Source organism: bacterium, from assembly GCA_035295165.1.
Classification (GTDB): Bacteria; Sysuimicrobiota; Sysuimicrobiia; order Sysuimicrobiales; family Segetimicrobiaceae; genus JAJPIA01.
This window is the reverse complement of the sequence record DATGJN010000084.1, coordinates 1-23,915: the sequence shown is the minus strand read 5'-3', so window position 1 is coordinate 23,915 and position 23,915 is coordinate 1. Positions and strand designations below refer to the sequence as shown.

Below are 23,915 nucleotides of genomic sequence, written 5' to 3'. Positions count from 1 at the left end.
ACACCGTACACTACCTGACGGGGTTCCCGGCCGCGTCACCGGGTCGTTACAACCCCAAGGTAAAGGACTGCCGCCGGGACCGCCGAATAAGGCTCCAGCCTAGCACAGCCCAGTAGATCTATGCGCTCCACGGGGAGGGGAAAGCATGGGGAAGCCGGTCACAGGTGCACGTAGCCCCGTCGCCGCGCTCGTCATCGCGGCGATGGTTGTCGTGGGCGTCGTGGTGGTCCCGGGCTCGGTCACCGGTTGGGCTGCGGGCCCGACGACGTTTATCTGGGGGAAGTCCGGCGACGCGGACACGCTCGACAACACCGTGAGCTCGAACGGCGAGACCTCCGAAGTCACGACCCAAGTCTTCAACCTCCTCGTCCGTGCGAAGCCCGGCAAGACGGACATTGAGCCCGATCTCGCGACGAGCTGGTCGGTCTCACCCGACGGACTGACCTGGACGTTCCAGCTCCGCCAAGGCGTGACGTTCCACGACGGCACGCCGTGGAACGCGGCCGCGGCGAAATTCAACTTCGACCGTTGGTCCGATCCGAAGACCCCGTATAGGGTCGCGAACGGGGACTACTCGTACTGGGACGGCTTCATGGCCGACTCGTTCAAGGAGGCCAAGGTTGCGGCCCCGTACACGTTACAGCTGATACTCACGAAGCCGAACGCGCCGCTGCTCTACAACCTGTCGATTATCGCCTTCGAGTTCAACAGCCCGGCGTCGCTCCAGAAGTACGGCGGGCAGGGCGTGGGCCTGCATCCGGTGGGGACCGGACCCTACAAGTTCGTGGAGTGGGTGCGGGACGACCACGTCACGCTGGTCGCCAACCCGTCGTTCTTCCGCAAGGGCCTGCCCAAGACCCAGCGGCTGATCATGCGCGTGATCAAGGACAACGCGGCCCGGTTCCTGGCGCTCAAGGCCGGCGAGATCCAGGCGATGGAAGCGCCGAATCCCGACGACGTCAAGGTCGCGATGTCCGACCCGAACCTGAAGCTCACGTTCCGGCCGGAGTTCAACACCGGCTGGCTGCGCTTCAACATGAACAACGACATCTTCAAGGACAAGCGGATCCGCGAAGCGGTGGCGTATGCGATCAACCGCAAGGCCATCGTCGATGCGCTGTACGGCGGCTACGGTGAGGTCGCGAGCCAGCACATGCCACCGCTGATGTGGGGGCGCGCCAACGTGGCCGGGTACGCGTACGATCCGAACAAGGCGAAGCAGCTGCTCGCCGAGGCCAAGTATCCGAACGGTTTCTCGTTCGACTTCTGGTACATCCCGGTGAGCCGGCCCTACTTCCCGAACGGCAAGGACATCGGCACCGCGGTCGCCAGCGATCTGGCGAAGGTCGGCATCCGGGCCCACCTGCAGACCGAGGACTGGGCGACGTACCTCAAGGACCGCAGCACGAACAAGTTCCCGATGTTCATGATCGGGTGGATCGGCGACAACGGCGATCCCGACGACTGGCTGGGGTACTTCTTCCCGAAGTTCGACGCGACCAACGCGTATCTCTCGTACAACAATCCGGCGGTGTTTGACCTGATCAACAAGGCCAAGGTCGTCGGCGACCAGGCGGAGCGGGCGAAACTGTACGCGCAGGCCGAAACGATGATCCTGAACGACTACCGGGACGTCCCGCTCGCGCACGCGCGGGTCCCGATCTTGCTGCGCAAGAACGTCCAGGGGCTCGTTGGCCAGCCGGACGCGAACGAGTACATGGAACTGGTATCTGTGCAGTAAGCGACAGGTGCCTTCGCCGGCGGGGGCGGCCGAGCGTCCCGCCCCCGCCGGCCTTCTGATCGATGGGCCGTTATATCGCGCGACGCGCCTTGACCGTGCTCCCTGTGTTGCTGGGAGTGTCGGTCGTGGCGTTTCTCCTGATCCACCTCCTCCCTGGCGACCCTGCGATCGCGTATCTCGGGGAACACGCCACTCCCGAATCCATCGCGCGTGTGCAGCATGAGTTCGGGTTGGACCGGCCGCTGCCGGTGCAGTACGGGTTCTACTTGTGGGACGCCGTGCGGGGCAACTTCGGGGACTCGCTCGACAGCCACCGGCCCGTGATCGTGGAGTTCCTACCCCGGTTCCCGGCGACGATCGAGTTGACGCTCGGCGCGATCCTGGTTGCGCTGCTCGTCGGCATCCCCATCGGGATCCTCTCCGCGGCGCGGCCAAACTCGGCCGTGGACCGTCTCGGCATGACCGTGGCGCTCCTCGGCGTGTCGTTTCCCGTGTTCTGGCTCGGCCTGATGCTGGTGTACGTCTTCAGCGTCTACTTCCACGCGCTGCCGACCTCTGGCCAACTCGGCGTCAGCATCTCGCTCGCCTCGATCACCCGGATCGACGTGCTCGACGGGCTCCTCACGGGCAACTGGCCGGCCGCGTGGGACGCCGTGCGGCACATGGTGCTGCCGAGCATCACGCTTTCGACACCCTCGATGGCGATCATCGCACGGATGACGCGGGCATCGATGCTCGACGCGTTGCATCAGGACTACATCAGGACGGCGCGCGCGAAGGGGCTCGCGGCGCGCGCGGTCGTGATCGGCCACGGCCTGCGCAACGCGCTCCTTCCCGTGGTCACGGTCATCGGGCTGTCGGTGGGGTCGCTCCTGACGGGCGCGATCCTGACCGAGACGATCTTCTCGTGGCCGGGCGTCGGCCGGTTCATGTACGATTCGATCCTGTTTCGAGACTACCCGGTGATTCTCGCGGGCGTCCTGCTATTTTCGCTGGTGTTCGTACTCGTCAATCTGTTCGTGGACGTCCTGTATGCTTTCCTCGACCCCCGGATCCGGTACGCGTAGCGTCGTCCCCCCCGTCGCCGCGCGCGGCGCGGGACGGTCGGCGTGGCGGCTCGCCGGGCTCCGGTTCTGGCGTAACGCGAACGCCCGCGTCGGGCTGATCCTGATCGTGCTGTTCGGGATCATCTCGGTGTTTGCACCCAAGATCGCGCCCTACGGCTTGGACGACGAGAACCTCGTCGGCCGGCTCAAGCCCCCGAGCGCCGAGCACTGGTTCGGCACGGACGCGCTCGGGCGGGATGTGTACAGCCGGGTCCTCTACGGTGCACGGATCTCCATGACGGTGGGCTTCGTCGCGGTCGCGGGCGCGCTCAGCACCGGGACGCTGCTCGGCGTCACTGCCGGCTATCTGGGCGGCAAGACCGACAGCGTGATCATGCGCGTGATGGACGTGATGCTCGCGTTCCCGTCGATCATCTTGGCGATCGGCATCGTCGCGATGCGCGGCCCGGGCCTCAACAATACCATCTTGGCCGTCAGCATCGTGAATATTCCGATCTACGCCCGGGTCTCGCGGGCCTCTACCCTCTCGATCAAGGGCTTCGAGTACGTGATGGCGGCGGAGGCGATGGGCGCGCGGTCGTGGCGCGTCTTGTTGAGAACCGTGCTCCCCAACGCCGCGTCCCCGCTGGTCGTCCAGGGAACGCTCGGCATCGCAACCGCGGTCCTCGACGCGGCCGCGCTCGGCTTCCTCGGGCTGGGCGCCCAGCCGCCGGCCCCGGAGTGGGGCACGATGCTCGCGGACAGCTACAGCTACCTGCTCAGCGCGTTCTGGGCGGCGCTCGCACCCGGCATCGCGATCGCGGCCCTGGTCCTCAGTTTCAACCTGGCGGGCGACGGCCTGCACGACGCGCTCGACCCGCGCCTGTCCACGGAGCGCTAGGCGGGCGACTCTGGTCGCGGCGACGGCGGCGGACTTCGCCGAACGGTGCGGGGGCCGGTCGCGCCGTTAGCGCGGGGTCAACCCCAGGGCGGCCAGTCCCAGATAGACCAGGTACAGCCCGACGACAGCGATTCCGCCACCCAGCCAGAGCCGCGCCCGGTGCCGGCTTCGCATGCCGGCCCAAAGGACCTGCATCCCCACCCTGAAGATCACGAGGCCGCCCACAACGTTCCCCCAGAATATGGCGCGGTTGTAACTCGTGTGTCGCAGCGGCACCGCGATCGCAAGGACGCCCAGGATGATGACCGTCGCCACCACCCAGAAGAGCACATCTCGCCTCGCGATGGACACATCGGCCTCCCTCGGTCGTTCGACGCCGCGGCGATGTGCCGCCGGGCGACCTCTTCCGTCAGATCACGGCACACAGACACACTCGTTGAACACCCGCTCCGCTGCCTGCTCGCCGGACCGGACGCAGTCGGGAATGCCAACGCCGCGATACGCGCCGCCCGCCAGGGCGAGGCCGGTGTGTGCGCCGACGCGCGACTCGATCCGCGCGACGCGCGCCACGTGCCCAACGACATACTGAGGCATCGCCTCGAGGTGGCGGCGCACGCGCGCCAGGCGGGCCGGTCCGTTGATCCCGAGGAGCGGCCGCAGCGCGTCCGCCGCGACGGCGGTCAGCGCGGCGTCATCGCGCGCGAGTTCCTCCGGACGCAGGGCGCCGCCGAGGAACACGCGCAGGAGCACGCACCCCGCCGGGGCGCGCCCGGCGAACTTGACGCTCGAGAAGCTGCACGCGAGGATTGGGAGCCGCTCCACCGCCGGGACGACAAACCCGAACCCGTCGAGCGCGTGTGCGATCTGCTCCCGACGGTACGCGAGCGTGACGACGGCGGAGGACGCGTACGAGATGGAGCGAAGCTGATCCGCGAGCCCGGCGTCGAGTCCGTCCACCAGCGCCCCCGCCTGCGGCGCGCGGGTCGCGACGACGACGCCGTCCGCGGCGATCGGAGGCGCGCCCTGCAGCTCAACCCGGTAGCCGGCGGCGCCCCCGCTCCCGGCGCCGCGCGCGATGGCGCGCGCACGCGTGCCCAGACGAACGCTCCCGGCGGGCAAGCGCGCGCAGAGCGCGTCGATGAGCGACCCCATGCCTGCGTCCAGCGCAACAAACAGACTCCAGCGGGGGCCGGAGCTCGTCGGCGCTGCGGCCTCGTTGGCCCGAGCGGCGCGGGCGCGGAGCAACGCCAGGATCACGCTTCGGTGCCTCCGCTCCATGTCGAGAAACCGGGGCATGGTGGCACCGAGGCTAAGCGTCTCGGGATCCGCGGTGTAGATGCCAGCGACCATCGGCTGCGCGACCCGGTCCAGCACCTCACGGCCGAACCGCCGCGTCACGAACGCTGCAAGGCTCTCGTCCTCGCACGCCGGCCCGCGTGGCAGCAGGAGGTCCATGCCCATGCGGAGTTTGCCCCGCCACGTGAACAGGTCGGACCGCAGCACCGGGCCGACCCGCATCGGGGCCATCAGCGTGAACCCATCCGGCAGCGCGCGCAGGCGCCCTCCCCGTACTACGAACGTCTGTCGGCGGTCGGGCGCGGTACCGATCAACCGGTCGGCGATGCCGAGACGCCCGCAGAGGGCAACCGCCCAGGGTTTCTCCGTGAGAAACGAATCGGGCCCGTCCTCGATCAGGTATCCGTCTTGCCGTTCCGTCCGAATCGCACCACCGACGTGGGGGCCGGCTTCGCAGACCACGACGTCGAGGTCGGCGCGTGTCTCGGATGCACGCTCGACCAATCGGTGCGCCGCGGCGAGCCCGGCGACGCCGCCGCCGATGACGGCGATGCGGACCGGCCGGGAGGCCGGCGGCGCGCCGCCGCGCGGCGCGCCGGTCCCAGACGCCGCCGGCGGCTCAGGCCTCACGGAACCTCGCGCGGGCGGCGGTCATCGCGGCGCTGCGACGAGGGCCTCGACCCGATCGGCGAGCGCCCCGATGAACGCCGGATGATCCATGACGGTGCCGGCCCGGTAAAACCCGATGCCGGCCGCCTCCGCCGCGGCGCGGGCCTCGGTATCGAGGTCGTAGCGCACCTCGATGTGATCCGACACAAACCCCACGGGGATCACGACAACCGCGGGTGCGCCGGCACCGGCGAGGTCGCGGACCATCTCGTTCACATCCGGCGCGAGCCACGGTTCCCTGGGATCGCCGCTCCGGCTCTGGTAGGCGATGAACCAGCGACTGTGCCCGATCCGTTCGGCGACGAGCCGGGCCGACGCGGCGACCTGCGCCACGTACGGCGACGCGTCGGCCATGCGCACCGGAATGCTGTGGGCCGTGAACACGAGAGGGGTATCGACGCGCCGCCCGGCCGGGACCGCGGCGAGCGCGGCCGCGGCCCGATCCGCCTGCGCCTCCACAAACCCGGGCGCGTCGTACCAGGGCGCGATATACTCGACCTCCGGTGCGTCGGCGCCGACGCGCGACCGCGCCTCGGCAACGTTCTCCCGATACTGGTCCCAACTCGAATAGCTCTGCTGGGGCGCCATGATGATGCCGGCCGCCCGCCGGACGCCGCGCGAGCGCATCTCGGCGAGCGTCTCGAAGAGGTACGGCGTCCAGTTCCGCATGCCAACGTACACCGGCAGCGTGTGTCCACGCGCCCGCAACATCGCTTCGAGCGATGCCGCCTGCCTGCCCGTCAGCTCGGTCAGCGGCGAGTGCCCGCCAAACAGCTCGTAGTGATGCGCCACCTCGTCGACGCGGGTTTGTGGCACGTGCCGCCCGCGCAGCACGTTGGCGAGGTACGGACGCACGTCCGCCAGGGTATCCGGACCCCCGTACGCAATCAAGAGCACGGCACCGGGCGTCCCGGTCACGCGGTCGGCCTCTCGGACGATCGCAACGGAGCGCTCATGTCGTTCCCCCGCTCAACTCGTGCACCGCCTCGACCATCGCGACGACGTGCTCCCACGGCGTCTCGGGCAACACGCCGTGTCCGAGGTTGAACACGTGGCCCGGGCGCCCGCCGGCCGCTTCGAGCACCCTGCGCACCCCGCGCCGGATTTCACCGGGCGACGCAAGCAGCAGCGCGGGGTCGAGGTTTCCTTGAACCGCCACGCCATCGCCGAGCCGATGCCACGCCTGGCCGAGGTCCACGCGCCAGTCCAACCCGATCACATCCCCACCGGCCTCCCGCATCAGTTCCAACAACCCCGCGGTGCCCGTTCCGAAGTGAATCACAGGCGCTCCGGGTGTGACGGCCGCGATGACCCGCCGCGAATGCGGCAGGACGAACCGGCGGTAGTCGTCCGGCGAGAGGCAGCCGATCCAGCTGTCGAAGAGTTGCACGGCGTCCGCCCCGGCGGCGATCTGACCGTTGAGGTAGCGGACGGTGAGCCCGGCCAACCGATCCATCAGCGCATCCCAGGCGTCCGGATCCGCGTGCATCAGGCGCTTCGTCTCGCGAAAGGCCTGCGACGGCCGCCCCTCGATAAGGTACGACGCCACCGTGAAGGGCGCGCCCGCAAACCCGATCAGCGGGACCCGGCCGCCGAGCCCCTCGCGCGCGAGCCGGACCGCCTCGAAGACGAACGGCACGCCTTCCGCCGGGTCGATGTCCGGCAGTCCCTGCACGGCCTCGCGCGTCCGGATCGGGCGGTGGATCATCGGTCCCTCGCCCCGCACGAACGACAACCCGACGCCGAGCGGCTCGGTGAGGAGCAAGATATCGGCAAAGATGATCGCCGCGTCGACGCCGAGGACTTCGACCGCGCGCACGGTCACCTCGGCCGCGGCCTCGGGAGTCTTGCACAGGTCGAGCAGGCTCATCCGGGCGCGCACGGCCTGGTACTCGGGCAGATAGCGCCCGGCCTGGCGCATCACCCACACGGGCGTGCGCGCAGTGCCCTGCCGACGGCATGCCCGGAGGAACGGCAGGCCGGCGACCGCGTCCACGTCAGCCCCGGGCATCCAGCACCTTCACAATCGATCGAAGACGACGGTAGAGTTGGGCGGTCGCGCGCGCGTCACCGAGGCAGTACCGCGCGAGATCCCGGAGCCGCTCGTCCCGGAATAGGTCTCCGACGGCCGCGCCTCGCACCTCCTCTTTCGGCGACGGAATGCCGAACTGGCGACACCAGAAGTCGAGGCTCCCCGAGACGTTGCGCGCACCCCGAAAGCTCAGCACGTCCACGAGGTCACAGTGGTCCTGGAAGCTGTACCGGTACGGCACCAGGTTTCGGCTCGGCTCGACGCCGAGGATCGCCGATCGGATCATGAGGTATGGGCCGTCGAACGACCGCCCGTTGAACGTCACGATCGTGCCGACCTCGCGCACCAGCCCCCAAAACTCGCGCAAGATCGCATCCTCCGTGCCCTGCAGCATCTGCGCCCGGTCGTCGAGCGCCGCCCATTCCGCGGGCGCGCCCTCCACGAGCACCCGCCCCCGCTCCTCGTCGATGTACCACACGCCGATCATGACGACGCGGCCGGTCCCCGGGTGAAGCGCGAGCCGTTGCGGGACCTCGGCGCGCCGCGACTCGTCCCGCTCGCGTTCGAGCAGGTAGGCACGGACCTCCGGCGCGAGCATCTCCCACTCGTGGCCGACCGTCTCGATGTCAACGGCGATCGCGGGTTTGGGCATCCGCTACCAGCGCGTCACCCACCCGGGGCAATCGCCGGGGCCATGCGAATGTCCGGGGGCTGGAGGCCGTCCCGCCATGCATGGAGCGGACGCACACCCGAGGCGAGCACGGACGATCGGTCGCATCGCGCCTGCGCGCATCTTCCGGGACACGCTTGCACGATAGCAAGCCACAAGACCGGGGTCAACGGGGCCTGCCACGGAGGGCGCGCCACGGGCCGGCGCCGAACCCTGATCGCACCGGCATGGCCGGGAGCGTGCAGCGCCGAGGGAGCGTGAGATCGTGCGGCTGACTGTGCTGGTTGTCCCGAGAGCCAGGGGGACCCGGGTCGAACCGCAGGACGACGGCACCCTTCGCGTCGCCGTAACCGCCCCCCCGCACGAAGGACGCGCCAACGCGGCGCTCGTCGAAGCCCTGGCCGACCACTTCGGCGTTCCGCGGTCCCGCGTCCGCATCGTCCGCGGCCACGGCAACCGGCGCAAGGTCGTGGAGATCGACGGGGCGCGTGCCTAGACCATGATCGAGCCGCCGTTGACGTCGAGACACTGACCGGTCACGAAGCGCCCATCGTCCGACGCCAGGTACACGGCGGCGCGCGCGATATCGTCGGGATCCCCCAAGCGCCGCAGGGGCAGCTCGGCGGCGCGCGCTCGCTGGCGTTCCGGCGGATAGATGTGCCGGTTCATGTCCGTGACGATGCCGCCGGGACAGATCGCGTTGACCGTGATCCCGTGCGGACCGACCTCTCGGGCAAGCGACTTAGTATAGGCAAGCACGAAGCCCTTCGTCCCCGAATAGACGGCAAAATTCTCGCCGCCCGCGTGACCGAGCTGGGACGACAGGTTGATGATCCGTCCCGTCTTGCGCGCCGTCATCGCCGGGAGCAACGCCCGGGTCAGGGTCAGCATCCCGTAGACGTTCACGTCGATCATCTGCGTCCAGGTCGCCGGGTCCTGCGTTGCAAACGCGGACACGTCCATGATGCCGGCGTTGTTCACCAAGATGTCGACGTGCCCGAACGCGCGCAGCGCCTGCTCCGCGATCGACGCGGTATCGGCCGCGCGTGCGATGTCCGCACGCACGACCAGCGCCCGCCGCCCGCCCCGCTCCACGTCGGTCGCCACCGCGACCGCGTCTCGCTCGGCCGCTCGATAGGCGATCACCAGGTCCGCCCCCTCCTGCCCGAACAAGATCGCGGTCGCTCGACCGAACCCTCGACTCCCGCCCGTAACCACCGCGACCTTTCCCGCCAACCTCCCCATCGTCCCCCTCCAGTCTCGGCCCGCTGAGTGGCGGGCAGGCCGCCCGTGCCGCCTCGAGAACCCGCCGGCCCTGGCGGCGTCGACCCAGCGGCATGCGACCTTTCCCGAGCACCGGCGAGGTTCCTCCACCGGCGCCCGGCGCGCCGCTCGCAGGCTCGTCGTGCGAATCGTGTCACATGCATGTCTGAGCCGTTCCAACCGCGGGCAGGAAGGGAACGAGGACGCGCGGACGTATATCTCGCCGTAGGCTCCGGACGCTTGCGTTCAAGGTGCCACCACACGAGAACGGGGAGGGAACAGATCGTGACAACGCCAGATGCGGAAGCGCTCCAAGCAAGGGTCGCGGCGCTGGAGAAGAGGCTCAAGCGCACCTCGATCGGGTGGATCATGACGCTGGTGCTGCTGCTGGTGGGCGGCATTGGGGTTGAGCAGGCGATGTCCCAAGCGCAGTCCCTGCAGGCGAGGCGGCTCGACCTCGTGGACTCCGCGGGGCACACGCGTCTCACCCTCGGGTTCGACACGGCCGGCCGCCCGGGCCTGTGGATGTACGACGACGCGAACAAGAACCGCGTCTTCGTCGGATTCGGCAGTTCGCGGCCGACCCCGCAGGTCACGCTGCAAGACGACACCGGCCGCACCCGGTTGTTCCTGGGGTTTGGCGCCACCGGAAACGTCACTCCGCAGGTCACGCTCTCCGACGAGACCGGCACCGCCCGAATCTACGCGGGGTGGAGTACGGCGGAGAAACCGTTCCTGAACATTACGGACCCGGCCGGCAAGGCACTGTGGACGGCCCCATAGGGCCGTTTACGCCCGCGATGTAGTAAGGGGCATCCGGTGAGGAGGCGCCGCGCAGGGCGCGGTCTCTCCTCACCGACAGACCCCTCCGACATCGGCGTGCCGAACCTCGCCCGCGGCAGCGCGAATGCGGCGTCCCACCCGGACGTGTTGTCGTGACGACTAGGCTCGCCCGCGCGCATCGGTGGACCGGCGTGTGTCTTTTGGCCTGCCTCTTCGGGGCCCTGCCCAGCGTGACGGCGGGCGCGCCCGAGGTCCCGCGGGTCGCCATCGTCGGGGCGGACCTGGCGGACGCACACACCCTTCGGCTCACCATCACGACCGCGCAACTCGACCGCGGGGCGGATCCCCCGATGCTCACGCTCGCCATGCCGACAGGCCCGGTCTCTGTCAGCACGGAGCTCCCGTTGTCCCGCATGCCGAGCCGGTTCGCGATCTTGCTTGACCTCGAGCGCGGCCGCGTCCTCATCGGAGGCATCCTCGTGGGGACGTTCCCGCCGCTCCCTCCGCCCGGCGACAACTTGCGCCTGCCGGTCGCCGTCACCGTCCACGAGGGGTCGCGCGCGGTCACGTCGCGCGCCGTCGCGGAGCTGCTCCTCCCGACCGTCATCGTACCGGGCTATCACAACGAGAGGCTCGACGCGCCCGAAGCCATCCTGGCGGAGATCGAGAAAGCCGGCTACGTCGGCGCCGGCCCTGCGCAAACGGTGTACTGGGCGTCCTACCGGTCGGGGTCGCTCGCGCTCCAGGCCGAGGCCGCGGAAGTCGCGGACTACGTCCGACGGGTCGTCCGTCCCGCCGTCTACGCGTCCCGCATCAACGTCGTGGGCTACAGCGTCGGCGGGCTCGCGGCGCGCTGGAACATCGCCGAGAACGTGGATGGATGGACCCACTTCGTCAACCGGCTCGTGCTCGTCGGGACGCCGAACGAAGGCATGACGATCGCCTACATCGCGGACCGGAGCCTCGCCGGATTCCCGCTCACCGGATGGGCTCATGGCCCGCTCGTCCGCGACCTCTACCCGACGTTCCCGTACTGGCGAGCGAACGGGGGCGAGCCGTGGACGACACCCCCCGGAGGCTCAGGCACGACGCTCGCGCAGCTACGCAGCCGCGACATGCCCGAGTCGGTCCGCGTCTATGTATTGTACGGAAACAATCCGCGAGTTGACGGCTCGGGCTTCGACACCGTGGAGGGAATCACGGGTGCGCTCCCAACGTCCGCGCTCTCGTTCGGACCCGGAGACGGGCTCGTCCTCGCGGCCAGCGCGCAGGGCCTGCCCATTCACGGGGACACCGGCGACCCGGTGCTGCGGCGCCGCACCCTCTGCCGGATCGACGTCGGACCTGTCTATCACACGCGCCTGCTGCGGGTGGCGATGCCGTGGATCGCTCGCGTGCTGCGCGACCGCTGGGACGAAGGAACGCCCGCGTCACCGGCGGTTCGCGCCCCGCGGGATCCGTGTCCCCGCTAGCGTGTTCGCCGGGCAATCACCGCGCGCGGCGGCCGGGCCGAGGCAGCAACGAGCGCCTCCGGTTGCTCGAAGGGGGTGTGCCCCGCACGTTCAGACTCATGGGTCCTGCGTCATGCGCAGAAAGATCTCGACGACCTGCGGGTCGAACTGGTGCCCCGCCTGCGCGCGAATGTACCGGCGGCTGTCCTCCGGGGTCCACGCTGAGCGGTACGGCCGGTTCGACGTCAGCGCGTCCCAGACGTCGGCCACAGCAAAGATGCGTGCCTCAAAGGGGATCTGCTCACCCTTCAGGCCGCGCGGATACCCCGTCCCGTCCCACCGTTCGTGGTGACAGTATGGAATTTCGAGCGCGGGACGCAGATAGGCGATCGAGGATAGGAACTCATACGCGTAGACTGGATGGCGACGCATGACCGCCCATTCTTCCTCTGTGAGCGGCCCCGCCTTCAAGAGAATCCGGTCGGGCACGCCCATCTTTCCGATGTCGTGAAGCAGCGCCCCTCGACGGATCTGCGCCAAGTCAGGATCCGGCACGCCCATCTCCCTGGCCAGCCGCAGGGTCAGCTCGGCGACACGCTGCGTGTGCCCCTCGGTCTCCTCATCGCGCAGATCGAGGGCGCGCGACCATCCCTCGATGGTGCGGTCGTACGCCAAGATCAGGTCGGTGTTGGCGCGCTGGAGACGCTCGAACAACGTGGCGTTGTCGATCGCAATCGCGGCTTGGCCGGCGAGCGCATCGAGAAAGTCGATCCAGCCCTGGTCGGGCGTAAGCGCCTGCCGGTGGAACACCTCGAGCACGCCGACGACCTGGCCTTTGGCCAGCAGCGGCACCGCGTGGTACGCGTGAAACCCTTCCTCGGCGAACCCGGGGACGTCCGCGAACTCGCCCGGTTCGAGCCGTAGGTCCACCGCCACGCGCCTCCGCTCCGCGGCGACGCGGTCCGCGTAGCCTTGGCCCAGATGCCCGCGGACGCGCTCCAGCGTTTTCGCACGGAATCCGTGACCGCCGCCGTAGCGGACGACACGGCCGCCGCTGTCGCAGATGAGCACGTCCGCGGCGTCCACCCGGAGCAGCGGGACGAGCTTGTCGAGAAACACGCTGAGCGTGACCCGCAGGTCCAGGCTGGCGGTGATCGCGAGGTCGATCTCGCGGAGCGCCTGCAGTTGGGCAAACCGGCGCGCCGCGTCATCATACAGCCGGGCGTTCTCGAGGGCGGTCGCGAGCTGATGGGTATACGCCCGGAAGAACGCAAGCCGGTCGTCGGTAAACGACCCCGGCGTATCGCCGTACAACGCGAGGATGCCAAACGTACGGGTGCGGCTGACGAGCGGAAACACCGCACCGGTGCGCAGGCCCGCGGCCAGCAGGGCGGGCCTCCACGGCGGTTGTGTCGGCGCCTGCTCAAAATCTGGGACCACCATGGCCTCTCCGGTGTCCAGGGCCCTCGCGAGCGGGCCCGCGTCATGCACCGTCGCCCATTGGGGCACGATCAGCGCGGGCAGGGTGGCGCTCGCCGGAGCGTGGGCCACGAGGCGTGGGGTCCCATTGTCGGCGAACGTGGCGAGCCACGCCAGCGACATGCCGAACGCGTTCACGCATGTCGCGGTCGCATCGGTGGCGAGGCGCTCGAGATCCAGGATCTCGGCCATTCGCTGCGCGCTCTCGTAGAGCCCCCGAAGGTTGCTCAGTTCCTGGGCGAGCTGTTGAGACAGTTGCGTGCGGTGGATCGCGTTGCCCGCCAGATCTGCGACCGCGGTGAGGATGCGGACGTCCCGAGGGGAGAACCCGTGCAGCGCGGTGTCCCGCGTTCGCGCCACCACCACCGCGCCGATCACTCGCTCGCCTTCACGCATCGGCACGGCGACACACGGTCCCATGAGCCCTCGGAAGCGCGCGCCGGCGGACTCGGCGGCGAGATCGCGCGTGACGTAGGGCGCGCCGGTCTCAAGGGCCACGCCGGACGCGCTGGCGCGGGCGGGAAATGTCCCGCCACGCGGCGTGATCTCGATCCCCTGGGTGCTCATACACCGAAGCGTCGCCCCGTCGGGATCGAGCAGCACGAGCGAGCTGTGATCGCCGCGGAGCAACACATCCGCGCACTCGGTGATCAGCGCATACGCCTCGTCCAGGGTGCCGATGCCGCGCAGCGCTGTGCCCAGTTTGTGCAGCGCCTCCATTTCGCGCGCGTGGGCCTGCACCTCGTCGAGCAGTCGCAGGCGCTCGGCTACGGCTCCGATCTGGCCTCCCAGCGCTTCCACCAACTGGATCTCCTGGGGCAGCCAGCGGCGGGGATGGGACATTTCGATCGAGAACCCGCCGATCGGTCGCCCGTTCGCAAGGAGGGGCGCCACCAGCGACGCGCGGAGACCGTGGCGCTGCATCACGGGGGCGAGCGCGTCGGCCATCGGGCCCGCGGCGCGTGTCCAGTCCTCCACCGCCTCCACCCGCGCAGGCTCGAGCCCGGCTCTCGCAGCCGCCGCCACTACCTCGGCGTCGAACTCGGGCGAGTGATGGCGCCCAACGTGGATGTCTCGCCCGAGCCAGACGCCTCCCTGCTCGCCGTCCAGCGCGGTGAGCACGCGGTCCAGCAGCGTGTCGAGGAACGTGCGAAGATCGGCCGCGCTGGCGGCAGCCGTGACGACGTGGTTCAGTGCCTCGAGATGCGCCATCGCCTGCTTGCGCTCGGTGATATCGGTGATCGCGCCTTCGTAGTACAGCGCACGGCCGGTGGCGTCGCGGATGGCGCGCGCGTTCGTCCGCACCCAAAAGCGCGTCCCGTCGTACCGCTTCAACTGGCACTCGAAGCCGGTCACGACCTCCTCGCGTTCCAGTCGGGCCCGCCAGTGCGTGCGGACCGCAGGATCCACGTAGATGTCGACCGCGGGCGTCGCCAGAAGTGCAGCTCGGCTCGGGTATCCTAACATGTGAACGAACCCCGGGTTCACGTCGAGCACTTCTCCAGTGGGGGAGGCGCGGTACAAGCCGACAGGCACGTCTTCAAACGTCTTCGTCGCCGTGGCGTCCTGCACCACCGTCAGCACGGCGTCGCGACCCGCCACCTCCACGTGCCGCGAGACGGCGGTGACGCGGATCGTCTCCCCTCCGCGCCGGCGATGCTGCCATACCTCGGCGCGTTGCGGCTCCCCCTTGCGCAGCGCCGGGTCGCGGAGGCGGGGGCGATCTTCGTCGAGGACGATCTCAGTGATGGACATCGCGAGAAACTCATCGCGAGCGTATCCGTAGTACGCAGTAGCGCTCTCGTTCACTTCCAGCACGCGGAAGGTCTCCAGGTCGTATACCCACATCGGCAGTGGGTTCTTATCGAAGAACGTGCGGAAACGGCTCCCGTGCGCTACCTTGGCGGGGCGTTGCTGGGCATGTTCCGACTCCGGCGCCGACGTGCCGCCGAGCGCGTGCGGCACGTGCGTCGGATCTGGGTTATCGGTCCGCGTCACCGCCGGTGCGTCCCTGCCGGGAGGCTCCTGCTCCGGCCCGGTGCTCCTCGCGCGCCGTTGAGGTACCATCAGGCGGCCACCGGATTCCTCGAGAACGAATCCGACGCATCGCCGCCAGCGAACCTGTGAAGTTGCAGATTGTGCCTCCGAGTCTGGTCCGCCTTGACGCGTGGACGCACGGCCAGTCCCTCGACTTCGTTTATGCCCGCTCCACACCTACGGTAGACTCTCGCGCGACCGGGAGAGGGTCCCGAACACTGCAGCTCTAAGCCCCGAGCGAACGATGCACACCGCGCGGCCCCCAGTATGCGAGCCCCGCATCGGATGGCGGGTCGTCGGCTACGCGTCGATCGAGATGTCGCCAGGCTCGACCCAGGCTGAGGCGTCAACCTGCGGGGAACGCAGCTGAGCCAGGATGCCGCCGTCCACGTATATGACCTGGCCGGTGATAAACGTCGCCTCACCGGATGCGAGAAACGCGACGCATGCCGCGACGTCCTCGGCCGTGCCAGGTCGACCGAGGGGAATCCCCTCCGTCATGCGGGTGACGACCTCGGGGGACCACGCGTCCCAAGTTTCGGTGCGGATGGCAGCCGGCCCGACCGCGTTCACGCGGATCCCGTAGGGGGCGAGATCCACGGCCATCGCCCGAGTCGCCGCCTCCACGGCGCCCTTCGCGGCGTCATATGCGACCATCAGGCGCTGGGCCCGAACCGCGCCCGCGGAACTGATGTGAATAATGCAGCCGGCACGCTGCCGCACCATCAGCGCCGCTGCCTGCCGGCTGCAGAGGTAGACGCCTTTCAGGTTGACGGCGATGAGTTCGTCCCAGTAGGCCTCGTCGGCCAGAAGAAAGTGGCGGGGCACGTCAACCAACGCCGCATTGTTGACCAGGATGTCCACCCGACCCCACCGGTCTCGGATGGCACGAAACATCTCCGCGACCTGGGATGACGAAGAGACGTCCGCGACATACCCCATGATGTCAGCCGAGCGCCGAAGGTCCTCCTCAACGGCGGTGACGGCGGAAGGGACACGATCGTTGACGACCACGCGGGCCCCCTCCTTCGCCAGCCGCCTCGCGATGCCGTACCCGATGCCCCGGCCGGCGCCGGTCACCACCGCTACTGCGCCTGCGAGCTGCATATGCGTTGTCTCCTTCCACGATGCCCGCACGCCGCTCGGATGTCTCGACCGAGAGCGACGTCGTCTGCCCCGAGTGACGATGCTTGTGGCTCTCCTCCGGACCCCTCCTATCCTGAGAGATGCATGGATCCTCGTTCCGACTCCGGGCACGTCGCACGAGATGTGATCACCTCGGGCGGTCCCGGGCGTCGTCGTCAACGTCGGAATACGCGCGCGCACCGAAGCGCGCAAACCATGTCTCAAGCGCCGCATACAGCGCTTCGTACGCTGCCGCGTGTTGCACGTAGTAGGCGGCCGCGGTGGGATCCGGATCCCACCGCGCGATATCGGGATTCCTCGTCTCCGACGCCACCAACGGATCGTCCCACGTGCCGACGGCACGGCCCGCAAGCAAGAACGCCCCCATGGACGCGGCTTCGGTATCCGCGACCGCGACCCCGGGCATGTTGCACACGTCCTCGATCACCCGCGGCCACACGCTGTGTTGCGCCGGCCCACCGACGAACACGAGCGCGTCGGTGGCCACCCCAGCCTGTCGGAGCACGCCGAGCGCCGCGCGTACCTCGCACGCCACGCCCTCCATCCCGCTTCGCAACAAAGCCTCCCTGCGGGTCGAGAGGGAGAGTCCAGCCACCACCCCAGAGGCGTTCGGGTTCCAGCGCGTTGCCCGGGACCCTCCCAGGAACGGCAGCAACACGAGGCCTTCAGCACCTGGCGCCACCTGCGCCGCGCGGGCCTGCAGGTCGGCTCGCTCGGCCCCGACCAGACCTTGGAGCCAGTCGAGCAGAGCGGAACCGCTGGGGATCCCTTGTTCCGCCACCTCCATTCCCTCGACGGCGGCCGCGGAGAACACCAGACGGTCGTCCGGCACGGGTTTGGAGACCATCGTCGACACGTTCACCGCGGTGCCGAGGCTTACCAGTACGCGGCCGCCAAGGGCCCGCGCCGCGATCACTTCACACGTTCGGTCACCGGCGCCGACGACGACCGGGATCCCGCCGCGCACGCCCAACGCCCGGGCGGCCGCCGGTGACAAACGGCCGGGCGCGGCATGTGACGGCATCACTTGCGGAAGCTGCGCGCCCGTGACGCCGCTGAACTCGAGTACGTCGGGCCACCACCCCGCATCGCGCCGCCACCAGAGCGTGCGCGACGCCAACGAGGGATCCGTTATCGGCATCCCGGTCAGGTGGAAGTACAAGAAATCTCTGGGCTGCAACAACCAGCGGGCCGCGCGGAGCAGGTCAGGATGATGTCGGCTCAGCCACGCCATCTTGCAAGCCGTGAAGTTGGCGTCGGGGCGATGTCCGGTCAGGCGCTGGACATCGGGGAACGCGGCCGCAAGGGCCCGGGCTTCCCGCGTCCCGCGGCGGTCCATCCACATCATGACCGGTGCCAATGGCACTCCGTCGGTGTCCGTGAGCGCGACGGCCTCACGACACGACGTCAGGCTGATGGTATCGATGGCCACACCTGCAGCGGCCTCCCGCCCGGCATGCACGGCCGCGTCCCACCACACCGCGGCATCCTGCTCGGCGAGACCCGATGCCGGCCGGTGCGTCGTGAGTATCCGTGAGGCACGGCGAAGGACGCGGCCCGTTTCCGCATAGGCGGTCGCCTTGCAGGTGCTCGTCCCCAAGTCGATCGCAAGGATCTCAGGCACTGAGTGGCCGGCGGCGCCACGGCGCGGACGATCCCGCCCCTTCCGCTCTCCTCCCCCGCAGGTTCACCGCGCCGACACGCCCGACGTCACCGGCGCCCGGAACCGGCGGTCCCGCTGGCGCGGTCCAACACGGCGCGGATGAACGCGTACCCCTCGCGATACTGATCCTCGAGATCTGCCACCCCGCCGACGTCGATGCCCACGTAGCCGTCGAACCCTTGCCTCAGAAGGCCGCGGACGACACCCTCCCAGTCCACCGCCCCTCGCCCCGGCGCGAGATGGGCGTTGTCGCGCCCATCGTTGTCCGACGCGTGGACGTAGAACACACGGCGTCCGAGCTTCTCGACGGAAAGCGGGAGAAGCTCCTTCTGCGCATTGAGGTGGCCGGTGTCCAGCACGGCGCCGAAGGCATCGTCGCGCACGTGATCCATGAGCCGAAGCAGACCGTCGGTGTTGCTGACGATTTCGCCGACCCGCGGCTCCATCGCAAGCCGCAGTCCGGCGTCCCGCGCGATCGCGGCGCAGGCGCGCACCGATTCCACCAGCGCATCCCACGTCCGCGTCCAGGAGAACGTGTCTGGGATGCGCACGTCGAAGCGCCGTTGAAACTCGATCGCGCCGCCGTACGGCTGATGCGCCACGAACTCGATCGGCGGTGTGTAGCTGTCCACTTGGATCAGCGGAGACGCAAAGTACACGGTGAGCTCCGCCGCCAGTCGGAACAGATCCAGGGCGTGGCGGCGGCGCGCGGGATCGGGATCAACCAGCTCCGGCAGAACGGGACAGAAGTTCATGACGCGCACGCCCAGGTCGGCGCACCGCGCGCGAAGATTCGCTCGATCCGCTGAGACGGCCCGGAGGTTCTCCTCTCGAACACCCTCGAGCTCGACCGCGCCAAACCCCAGGGCGGCCATCTCGGTGAGGGCTTTGTGCGTGTCGGGGATCGATGGTGGATAGCCGTACTTGCTGATCGCGTAGAGCCAACAGCAATTGACGTTCATACATGACCCTCCTTCAGACTCTGAAGCATCTCGAGACACGCGTTCTGCACCATCTCCCCCGCCCCGAGGGCGAACTGTGTGGCGACCGCCTCGTAGCCGCCGGACTCGCAGGCTTCCCGCGTCGGCAGATACCCGACCGATCCGTTCGCCAAGCCGAGCACCAACGTGTGGAGGAAAGGCGATCGTGCCTTGACGGCGAGGCCCAGCTCGACAAAGAGCTCCCCCGGGATTCCGACGAGCGCGAGGTCCCCCACGCGCACCGTCTGGAGCTCCGCCGTCACGCCCGGGGCAGTCGCAGCAGCTCGCCGACGGGCGACACCGAGGTGAACCGCGGCGTGGAAGCGCCGAATCTTCGCGGCGGTAGCGGCGTTCGGGTCCGCTCCCAACGCGACCAGACGGCCGACTTCCCGATCCGCGGCCGCCAGCGCCGCCTCCGCGGCGGCTGGGGGCGGCGTCTCTCGAAACGGCAGAAACACCTCGCACGCGGTCGCCGCGATGGGGCCGCTCAGCCCGACCATGGGACCGGCCAGCACTTTGATCACCTCGCCGGCCAACCGGTGTCCCAGGCGGCGTGCGCGCGCAAACGTCCGCCCGGGGATCGGCGCCCCGATCCCGCTCAGATCCGCGGAGTGGCCGGTGTTCACGTCTCCCTCGGCCCCATTGGTGAACATCGCCAGGGTGCGCGGTCCCTCAACGGCTTCGATCGCGCGACGCGCGAAGCCGGGGTAGTCGGCCGAGATGCACAGGTTGTCGGGGCCGAGGACGACCGGATGACAGGTGTAGTTGACGAGCACACAGGCCCGCTCCCCGCCGCGGAGCCGCGCGGAGACCACGCCCACGAGTGGGTCCACGGGATGGCCGTCCGGATGACGGCGGTTGACCCCAACGCCGTCGACGGTCCCGAGCCCGAACTCGACGTCGGCGTCAACGCGGCCGCGCCACGCCGCCTCGGCGCACCCCGCCAGGGCGCGCCGCCACATCTCGGTCAGGCTCCGGTCCGGGCCTCCGGGCGTGTACGTTCCCTCGAGGTCGGGTGCGGAGTGCGTATGCGTGGCGCACGCCAGGATCCGCTCCCGAGGGATGCCGGTGGTCTGCGCGATCGCCGCGCGAACGGCATTCGCGAACGCCGTCGGGAGTTGAAGCACGTCGACCGCCAGAATCACGACGGCGCCGGAGGGATCGTCGAGGACGAGGCAGCGTGCATCCAGCTCGTCGTGAACACCCCGCGCTGGGTCCGTCCGGGCATCGTACCCCGCCAAGTACGTGCCGATCGGAGGGGTGATCGTCACACGATAGCATCCCGCCCGCAAGAGTGTGCGCCCCCTTTAACCCTTCAGGCCGGTGAGCGCCACGCTCTCGATGATGCGCCGGCGGAGAATGAGGAAGATCACCAGCATCGGCAGCACGCTGACCACCGAACCCGCCATGAGCTTCCCGTAGTCGCTGCTGAACCGAAACTGAAACGCCGTGAGGCCGACCTCCATGTTGAACAGGAGCTGGCTGTTCGCGATCAACAGCGGCCAGATGAAGGCCGCCCACATCTGAATGAAGGCAAAGATCCCCACCGCACCGAGCGCCGAGCTCGAGAGCGGGGCGATCACCCGAAAGAGGATCCACCACTCGGACGCGCCGTCGACACGCGCGGCCTCCAACAACTCGGTGGGGATCGCGGACGCGATGTGTTGTCGCATGAGAAAGATGCCAAAGCTCATGATGAGGTAGGGCAACACAATACCCTGGTAGGTGTTGATCCAGTTGATGGGTATCAGTTGAATATAGAGCGGGATCATGTAACTCTCGAACGGGACGATCGCCGTCGCGATGACGAGCATGAACAGCAACGCACGCCCCGGAAACGTGTACTTGGCGAAGATCGCGCCGGCGACGAGCGACGTCACCGCAACGCTGATGGTCGCGACGAGGGACAACGCTGCGCTATTGAGGAAGAACCGCCCAAATGGGGCAACCTGGAAAATCCCGGTGTAGTTCTCCAACGTGGGGGCCCGCGGCAGCAGATGCGGCGGCCAGATGGGGATTTCCGCCGGCGGCTTGAACGACGTCGAGAACATCCACAGCATCGGCAGAATCATGAGGATGGCGCCAAGCGCGAGCACCACGTGCGACGCGGCGCTGAGCGCCCACGCGCCAGCGCGCCCGAGACGCCGCGGGCCGGCCGGCCGCCGCATCTACGTTTCCTCCCCCCGCACGAAGCCGAACTGGAACGCCGTCACCACGAGCACGATCATCGTCAGAATGACCGCCTCGGCGGAGGCGTACCCCATATGGAAGTACGAGAACGCATTCTGATAGATATCGTACACGAGGACACGGACCGCGTTCCCGGGCGCCGACTGCGACCCCAAGGTCATGACGTAGACTTGCGTGAACACGTTGTAGGAGTTGATCGTCGCCGTGACCAGCACATACAGCAGGATCGATTTCAACAACGGCAGCGTAACGAAGCGAAACCGCTGCCACGACGTCGCGCCGTCGAGGTCCGCCGCTTCGAGGTAGACGAGCGGAATGTTACGGATCCCCACCAGGAACAGAATCAGATTGTAGCCGAGGATCTTCCACACGCTCATGATGATCAGCGCCCACAACGCGATCCGGGAGCTCGTCAACCACGGGATCGGCTTGACGCCGACGAACGACAGCGCATAGTTCAAAATGCCGTAGTTGTAATCGTAGATCCACTTCCAGGCGATCGCCATCGGCACCATCGGGGTGATCACCGGTAGAAAGTAGATGGCTTGATAGAAAACCCCGACCCGGGTTGTCCCGGACAGGAACATCGCGAGCGGGAGCGAGATCACGGTGCTGACGACCACGGTCGCGAGTGAGTAGATCGTGGTGTTCTTGAGCGCGGTCAAGAAGTTGGCGTCGTGCGTCAGCGACACGTAGTTGGCGAACCCGACGAACGGTTTGTGTAGACTGATCAGATCCCATTGATAGAAGCTCAGGATCAAGCTCCACGCGATCGGGAAGACACGGATGTACGCGAACAGCGCCAGGATCGGAACCAAGGCCACGTAACAAAAGCCCGTCAGCCGCCATTGACGACGCGACGGCCAGACCACACCTCCGCGCTTGACGACCGCCAGGGATTCAGCAGGCATCGCGGTCCGGGGGGAGGACTCCCGCCTCCCCCTGAACGCTTCTCACGCCGTCCCGTACAAGCCCGCGGTCTTGAGGATCCCGTCCGTCTCCGCAGCCATCGTGTGGATCGTCGCGGCCACCTTCGTCGGGTTGTTGTTCAGGCTCGGATCGACGTACGCTTCCGCCAGCCGATCGGCCAGCTTGGTTTCGATTTCGTCCCACGCGGACATCACAGGCTCCACGTAAAAGACGATGCCTTTGGGAGGAGCCACGAAGACCTGAAACTGCGGCGTCTTGGCCAGCAACGGTTTCCAGTCCACGTCCCGTCGCTCGGAGACCCACCCGGTCATCGACGTCAACTGGACCGCGTTCTGCGCGTTCGTCAAGAACTTGAGGAAGTCCCACGACACGCTCTTGTTGCCGCTCTTGCCGTTCACGTAGATGCCCCACGGCTGCAGTAGCATCTTGTACGGACCGGCCGCGGTCCAGCGGGGGATCGGAACGACGCCGTAATCCAGCGTCGGATTCTTCTGCTGGATCTCACCAATGACCCAGGCCTCCCGGAAGAACATGGCGGTCGTGCCGGCTACGAACGCATCCGCATCGTGCGGAATCTTCGGATCGTCGATCTTATACTTCTGGACCGCATCGACATAGAACTGCAGAGCGGCCCGACCGGCCGCGTTGTCATAGTTGTTGTGGTACTTGCCGCTCGCGGTCTTCCCGATCAACGACCCGCCAGCCGGTTCCAGCACGAACCGGAACTTCTCGGCGATACCGCTGCCTTGACCCGAGAGACGGAGGCTCAGGCCGCTTCGGGTCATCTTCCCCGTAGAGTCGACCTTGGTGAGCTTGCGCGCCGCTTCAACCACCTGGGGGAACGTCGATGGCGGCGCGGCAATCCCGGCCTCCTTCAACAGCGACTTGTTGTAGAACATCGACGCTCGGCTTCCATCCTGGAGAGGCAGCCCGTAGTACTTGCCCCCGATGTTGAAAAACTCGACGACGGATGAATCCCACGCGCCGCTCTTCATGTACTGCACCACGTCGGGCGGATTGGGATCGAGGAGTCCGCCGTCAATGAATTTCACGCTGATGTTCGTGCCGATATCGTAGATGTCGGGACCGGTACCAGTCGGCACCGCCGCCGAGAGCTTCGTCTCGGCCTCACGCAGCGACGTACTGAAAACGTTGACCGCGACGTTCGGATGGGTCTTAGCGTAGCCGGCCGCCACGCCCTTATAGAACGGCACCAGTTCTGGATACCCGGTCCACAGAGAGAGCGTCACCGTTGACGCCGCAAACGACGTTCTCGCGAACCCCAACCCTCCTGCGGTCGCCAGGCCCGTCCCCGCGGCGAGCTTCAGAAACGTCCTTCGATCAACTGCACCGCTGTGGCCATCGCTGTTCATCCGTCCCACCTCCCACATGGCACTCTCGATTCCCGTGCGAACGCGCGCCCGCCAACTTCCACGGCAGCGTTGCTCACGACGCCACGAAACGTCACCCAGGCGCCGCGCCCGCGAATCCGGCGGCTTGGCCCGCGCACCCGAGGGTCCGCAGACGATCGATGACGTCGTCTCGAATCACGCGGTGGGCGGCCTCCAAGATCGTAGGGAACTCCGCCGGGGTGTCCGCGAGCGCCGCGCCGATCGCGCCAACCGCGAGGGCGGCAAA

At 68.1% G+C, this 23,915-nt stretch carries 20 protein-coding genes; 6 read left to right on the top strand and 14 right to left on the bottom strand.

The annotated features are described in order from the left end of the window. Positions 1-145: 145 nt before the first annotated feature. The 3 genes from VKZ50_13160 to VKZ50_13150 all read left to right on the top strand — a co-directional run bounded on the left by VKZ50_13160 (position 146) and on the right by VKZ50_13150 (position 3,688). Entirely contained in the window at positions 146-1,741 is a 1,596-nt protein-coding gene (locus tag VKZ50_13160; GenBank protein ID HLJ60668.1) for an ABC transporter substrate-binding protein, read from the top strand. A gap of 62 nt (positions 1,742-1,803) precedes the next feature. Further along, positions 1,804-2,808, top strand: coding sequence for an ABC transporter permease (locus VKZ50_13155; protein HLJ60667.1), 1,005 nt, complete (start codon positions 1,804-1,806; stop codon positions 2,806-2,808). After that, positions 2,774-3,688 (top strand): ABC transporter permease, encoded by a 915-nt coding sequence (locus tag VKZ50_13150; GenBank protein HLJ60666.1) that lies wholly within the window; start codon positions 2,774-2,776, stop codon positions 3,686-3,688. Before VKZ50_13155 ends, VKZ50_13150 begins: the two co-directional genes overlap by 35 nt. 66 nt (positions 3,689-3,754) lie before the next feature. Here VKZ50_13150 and VKZ50_13145 read toward each other — a convergent pair whose 3' ends face one another. From VKZ50_13145 to VKZ50_13125, 5 genes are all read right to left on the bottom strand, one after another. Next, positions 3,755-4,039: a hypothetical protein gene (locus tag VKZ50_13145; protein HLJ60665.1), complete on the bottom strand. Its 285-nt coding sequence runs from the start codon at positions 4,037-4,039 to the stop codon at positions 3,755-3,757. Between the two features lie 63 nt (positions 4,040-4,102). After that, entirely contained in the window at positions 4,103-5,614 is a 1,512-nt protein-coding gene (hemG, locus tag VKZ50_13140) for a protoporphyrinogen oxidase (GenBank protein ID HLJ60664.1), read from the bottom strand. 21 nt (positions 5,615-5,635) lie between these two features. Beyond that, positions 5,636-6,571 (bottom strand): ferrochelatase, encoded by a 936-nt coding sequence (gene hemH / locus VKZ50_13135; GenBank protein HLJ60663.1) that lies wholly within the window; start codon positions 6,569-6,571, stop codon positions 5,636-5,638. A 34-nt stretch (positions 6,572-6,605) separates the two neighbouring features. Continuing rightward, positions 6,606-7,664 carry a uroporphyrinogen decarboxylase gene (gene hemE / locus VKZ50_13130; GenBank protein HLJ60662.1) on the bottom strand — a complete coding sequence of 353 codons (1,059 nt, stop codon included), beginning with the start codon at positions 7,662-7,664 and terminating at the stop codon, positions 6,606-6,608. Next, complete coding sequence (locus VKZ50_13125; GenBank protein HLJ60661.1) at positions 7,651-8,337, bottom strand: ribonuclease H-like domain-containing protein; 687 nt, start codon at positions 8,335-8,337, stop codon at positions 7,651-7,653. The genes hemE and VKZ50_13125 overlap by 14 nt, the downstream gene beginning before the upstream one ends. Positions 8,338-8,620: 283 nt before the next feature. On the opposite strand from VKZ50_13125, the gene VKZ50_13120 reads away from it, so the two are divergent. Next, entirely contained in the window at positions 8,621-8,851 is a 231-nt protein-coding gene (locus tag VKZ50_13120; protein ID HLJ60660.1) for a DUF167 domain-containing protein, read from the top strand. Here VKZ50_13120 and VKZ50_13115 read toward each other — a convergent pair. Then, a complete protein-coding gene (locus VKZ50_13115) occupies positions 8,848-9,600 on the bottom strand; it encodes a 3-oxoacyl-ACP reductase family protein (protein ID HLJ60659.1) in 753 nt (250 codons plus the stop codon). The two genes, VKZ50_13120 and VKZ50_13115, sit on opposite strands and share 4 nt — an antisense overlap. 303 nt (positions 9,601-9,903) lie before the next feature. On the opposite strand from VKZ50_13115, the gene VKZ50_13110 reads away from it, so the two are divergent. Then, the gene (locus VKZ50_13110) at positions 9,904-10,401 is read left to right on the top strand and encodes a hypothetical protein (GenBank protein ID HLJ60658.1); all 498 of its coding nucleotides are present in this window, start codon (positions 9,904-9,906) and stop codon (positions 10,399-10,401) included. Between the two features lie 152 nt (positions 10,402-10,553). Next, positions 10,554-11,873 (top strand): hypothetical protein, encoded by a 1,320-nt coding sequence (locus VKZ50_13105; GenBank protein HLJ60657.1) that lies wholly within the window; start codon positions 10,554-10,556, stop codon positions 11,871-11,873. A 96-nt stretch (positions 11,874-11,969) separates the two neighbouring features. Here VKZ50_13105 and VKZ50_13100 read toward each other — a convergent pair whose 3' ends face one another. The 8 genes from VKZ50_13100 to VKZ50_13065 form a co-directional block, all read right to left on the bottom strand. Further along, positions 11,970-15,329 carry a GAF domain-containing protein gene (locus VKZ50_13100; protein ID HLJ60656.1) on the bottom strand — a complete coding sequence of 1,120 codons (3,360 nt, stop codon included), beginning with the start codon at positions 15,327-15,329 and terminating at the stop codon, positions 11,970-11,972. 339 nt (positions 15,330-15,668) lie between these two features. Further along, complete coding sequence (locus tag VKZ50_13095) at positions 15,669-16,475, bottom strand: SDR family oxidoreductase (GenBank protein HLJ60655.1); 807 nt, start codon at positions 16,473-16,475, stop codon at positions 15,669-15,671. Positions 16,476-16,641: 166 nt separating this feature from the next. Next, on the bottom strand, positions 16,642-18,138 hold the full coding sequence (locus VKZ50_13090; GenBank protein ID HLJ60654.1) for an FGGY family carbohydrate kinase: 1,497 nt from the start codon (positions 18,136-18,138) through the stop codon (positions 16,642-16,644). Positions 18,139-18,224: 86 nt separating this feature from the next. Beyond that, complete coding sequence (locus tag VKZ50_13085) at positions 18,225-19,139, bottom strand: sugar phosphate isomerase/epimerase (GenBank protein ID HLJ60653.1); 915 nt, start codon at positions 19,137-19,139, stop codon at positions 18,225-18,227. Next, positions 19,136-20,428 carry a hypothetical protein gene (locus tag VKZ50_13080; protein ID HLJ60652.1) on the bottom strand — a complete coding sequence of 431 codons (1,293 nt, stop codon included), beginning with the start codon at positions 20,426-20,428 and terminating at the stop codon, positions 19,136-19,138. The genes VKZ50_13085 and VKZ50_13080 overlap by 4 nt, the downstream gene beginning before the upstream one ends. Positions 20,429-20,464: 36 nt before the next feature. Further along, positions 20,465-21,325, bottom strand: a complete 861-nt coding sequence (locus VKZ50_13075) for a carbohydrate ABC transporter permease (protein HLJ60651.1) — start codon at positions 21,323-21,325, stop codon at positions 20,465-20,467. Continuing rightward, entirely contained in the window at positions 21,326-22,171 is an 846-nt protein-coding gene (locus VKZ50_13070; GenBank protein ID HLJ60650.1) for a sugar ABC transporter permease, read from the bottom strand. It abuts the gene before it with no gap. A gap of 129 nt (positions 22,172-22,300) precedes the next feature. After that, the gene (locus tag VKZ50_13065) at positions 22,301-23,650 is read right to left on the bottom strand and encodes an extracellular solute-binding protein (GenBank protein ID HLJ60649.1); all 1,350 of its coding nucleotides are present in this window, start codon (positions 23,648-23,650) and stop codon (positions 22,301-22,303) included. Between the last annotated feature and the right edge of the window lie 265 nt (positions 23,651-23,915).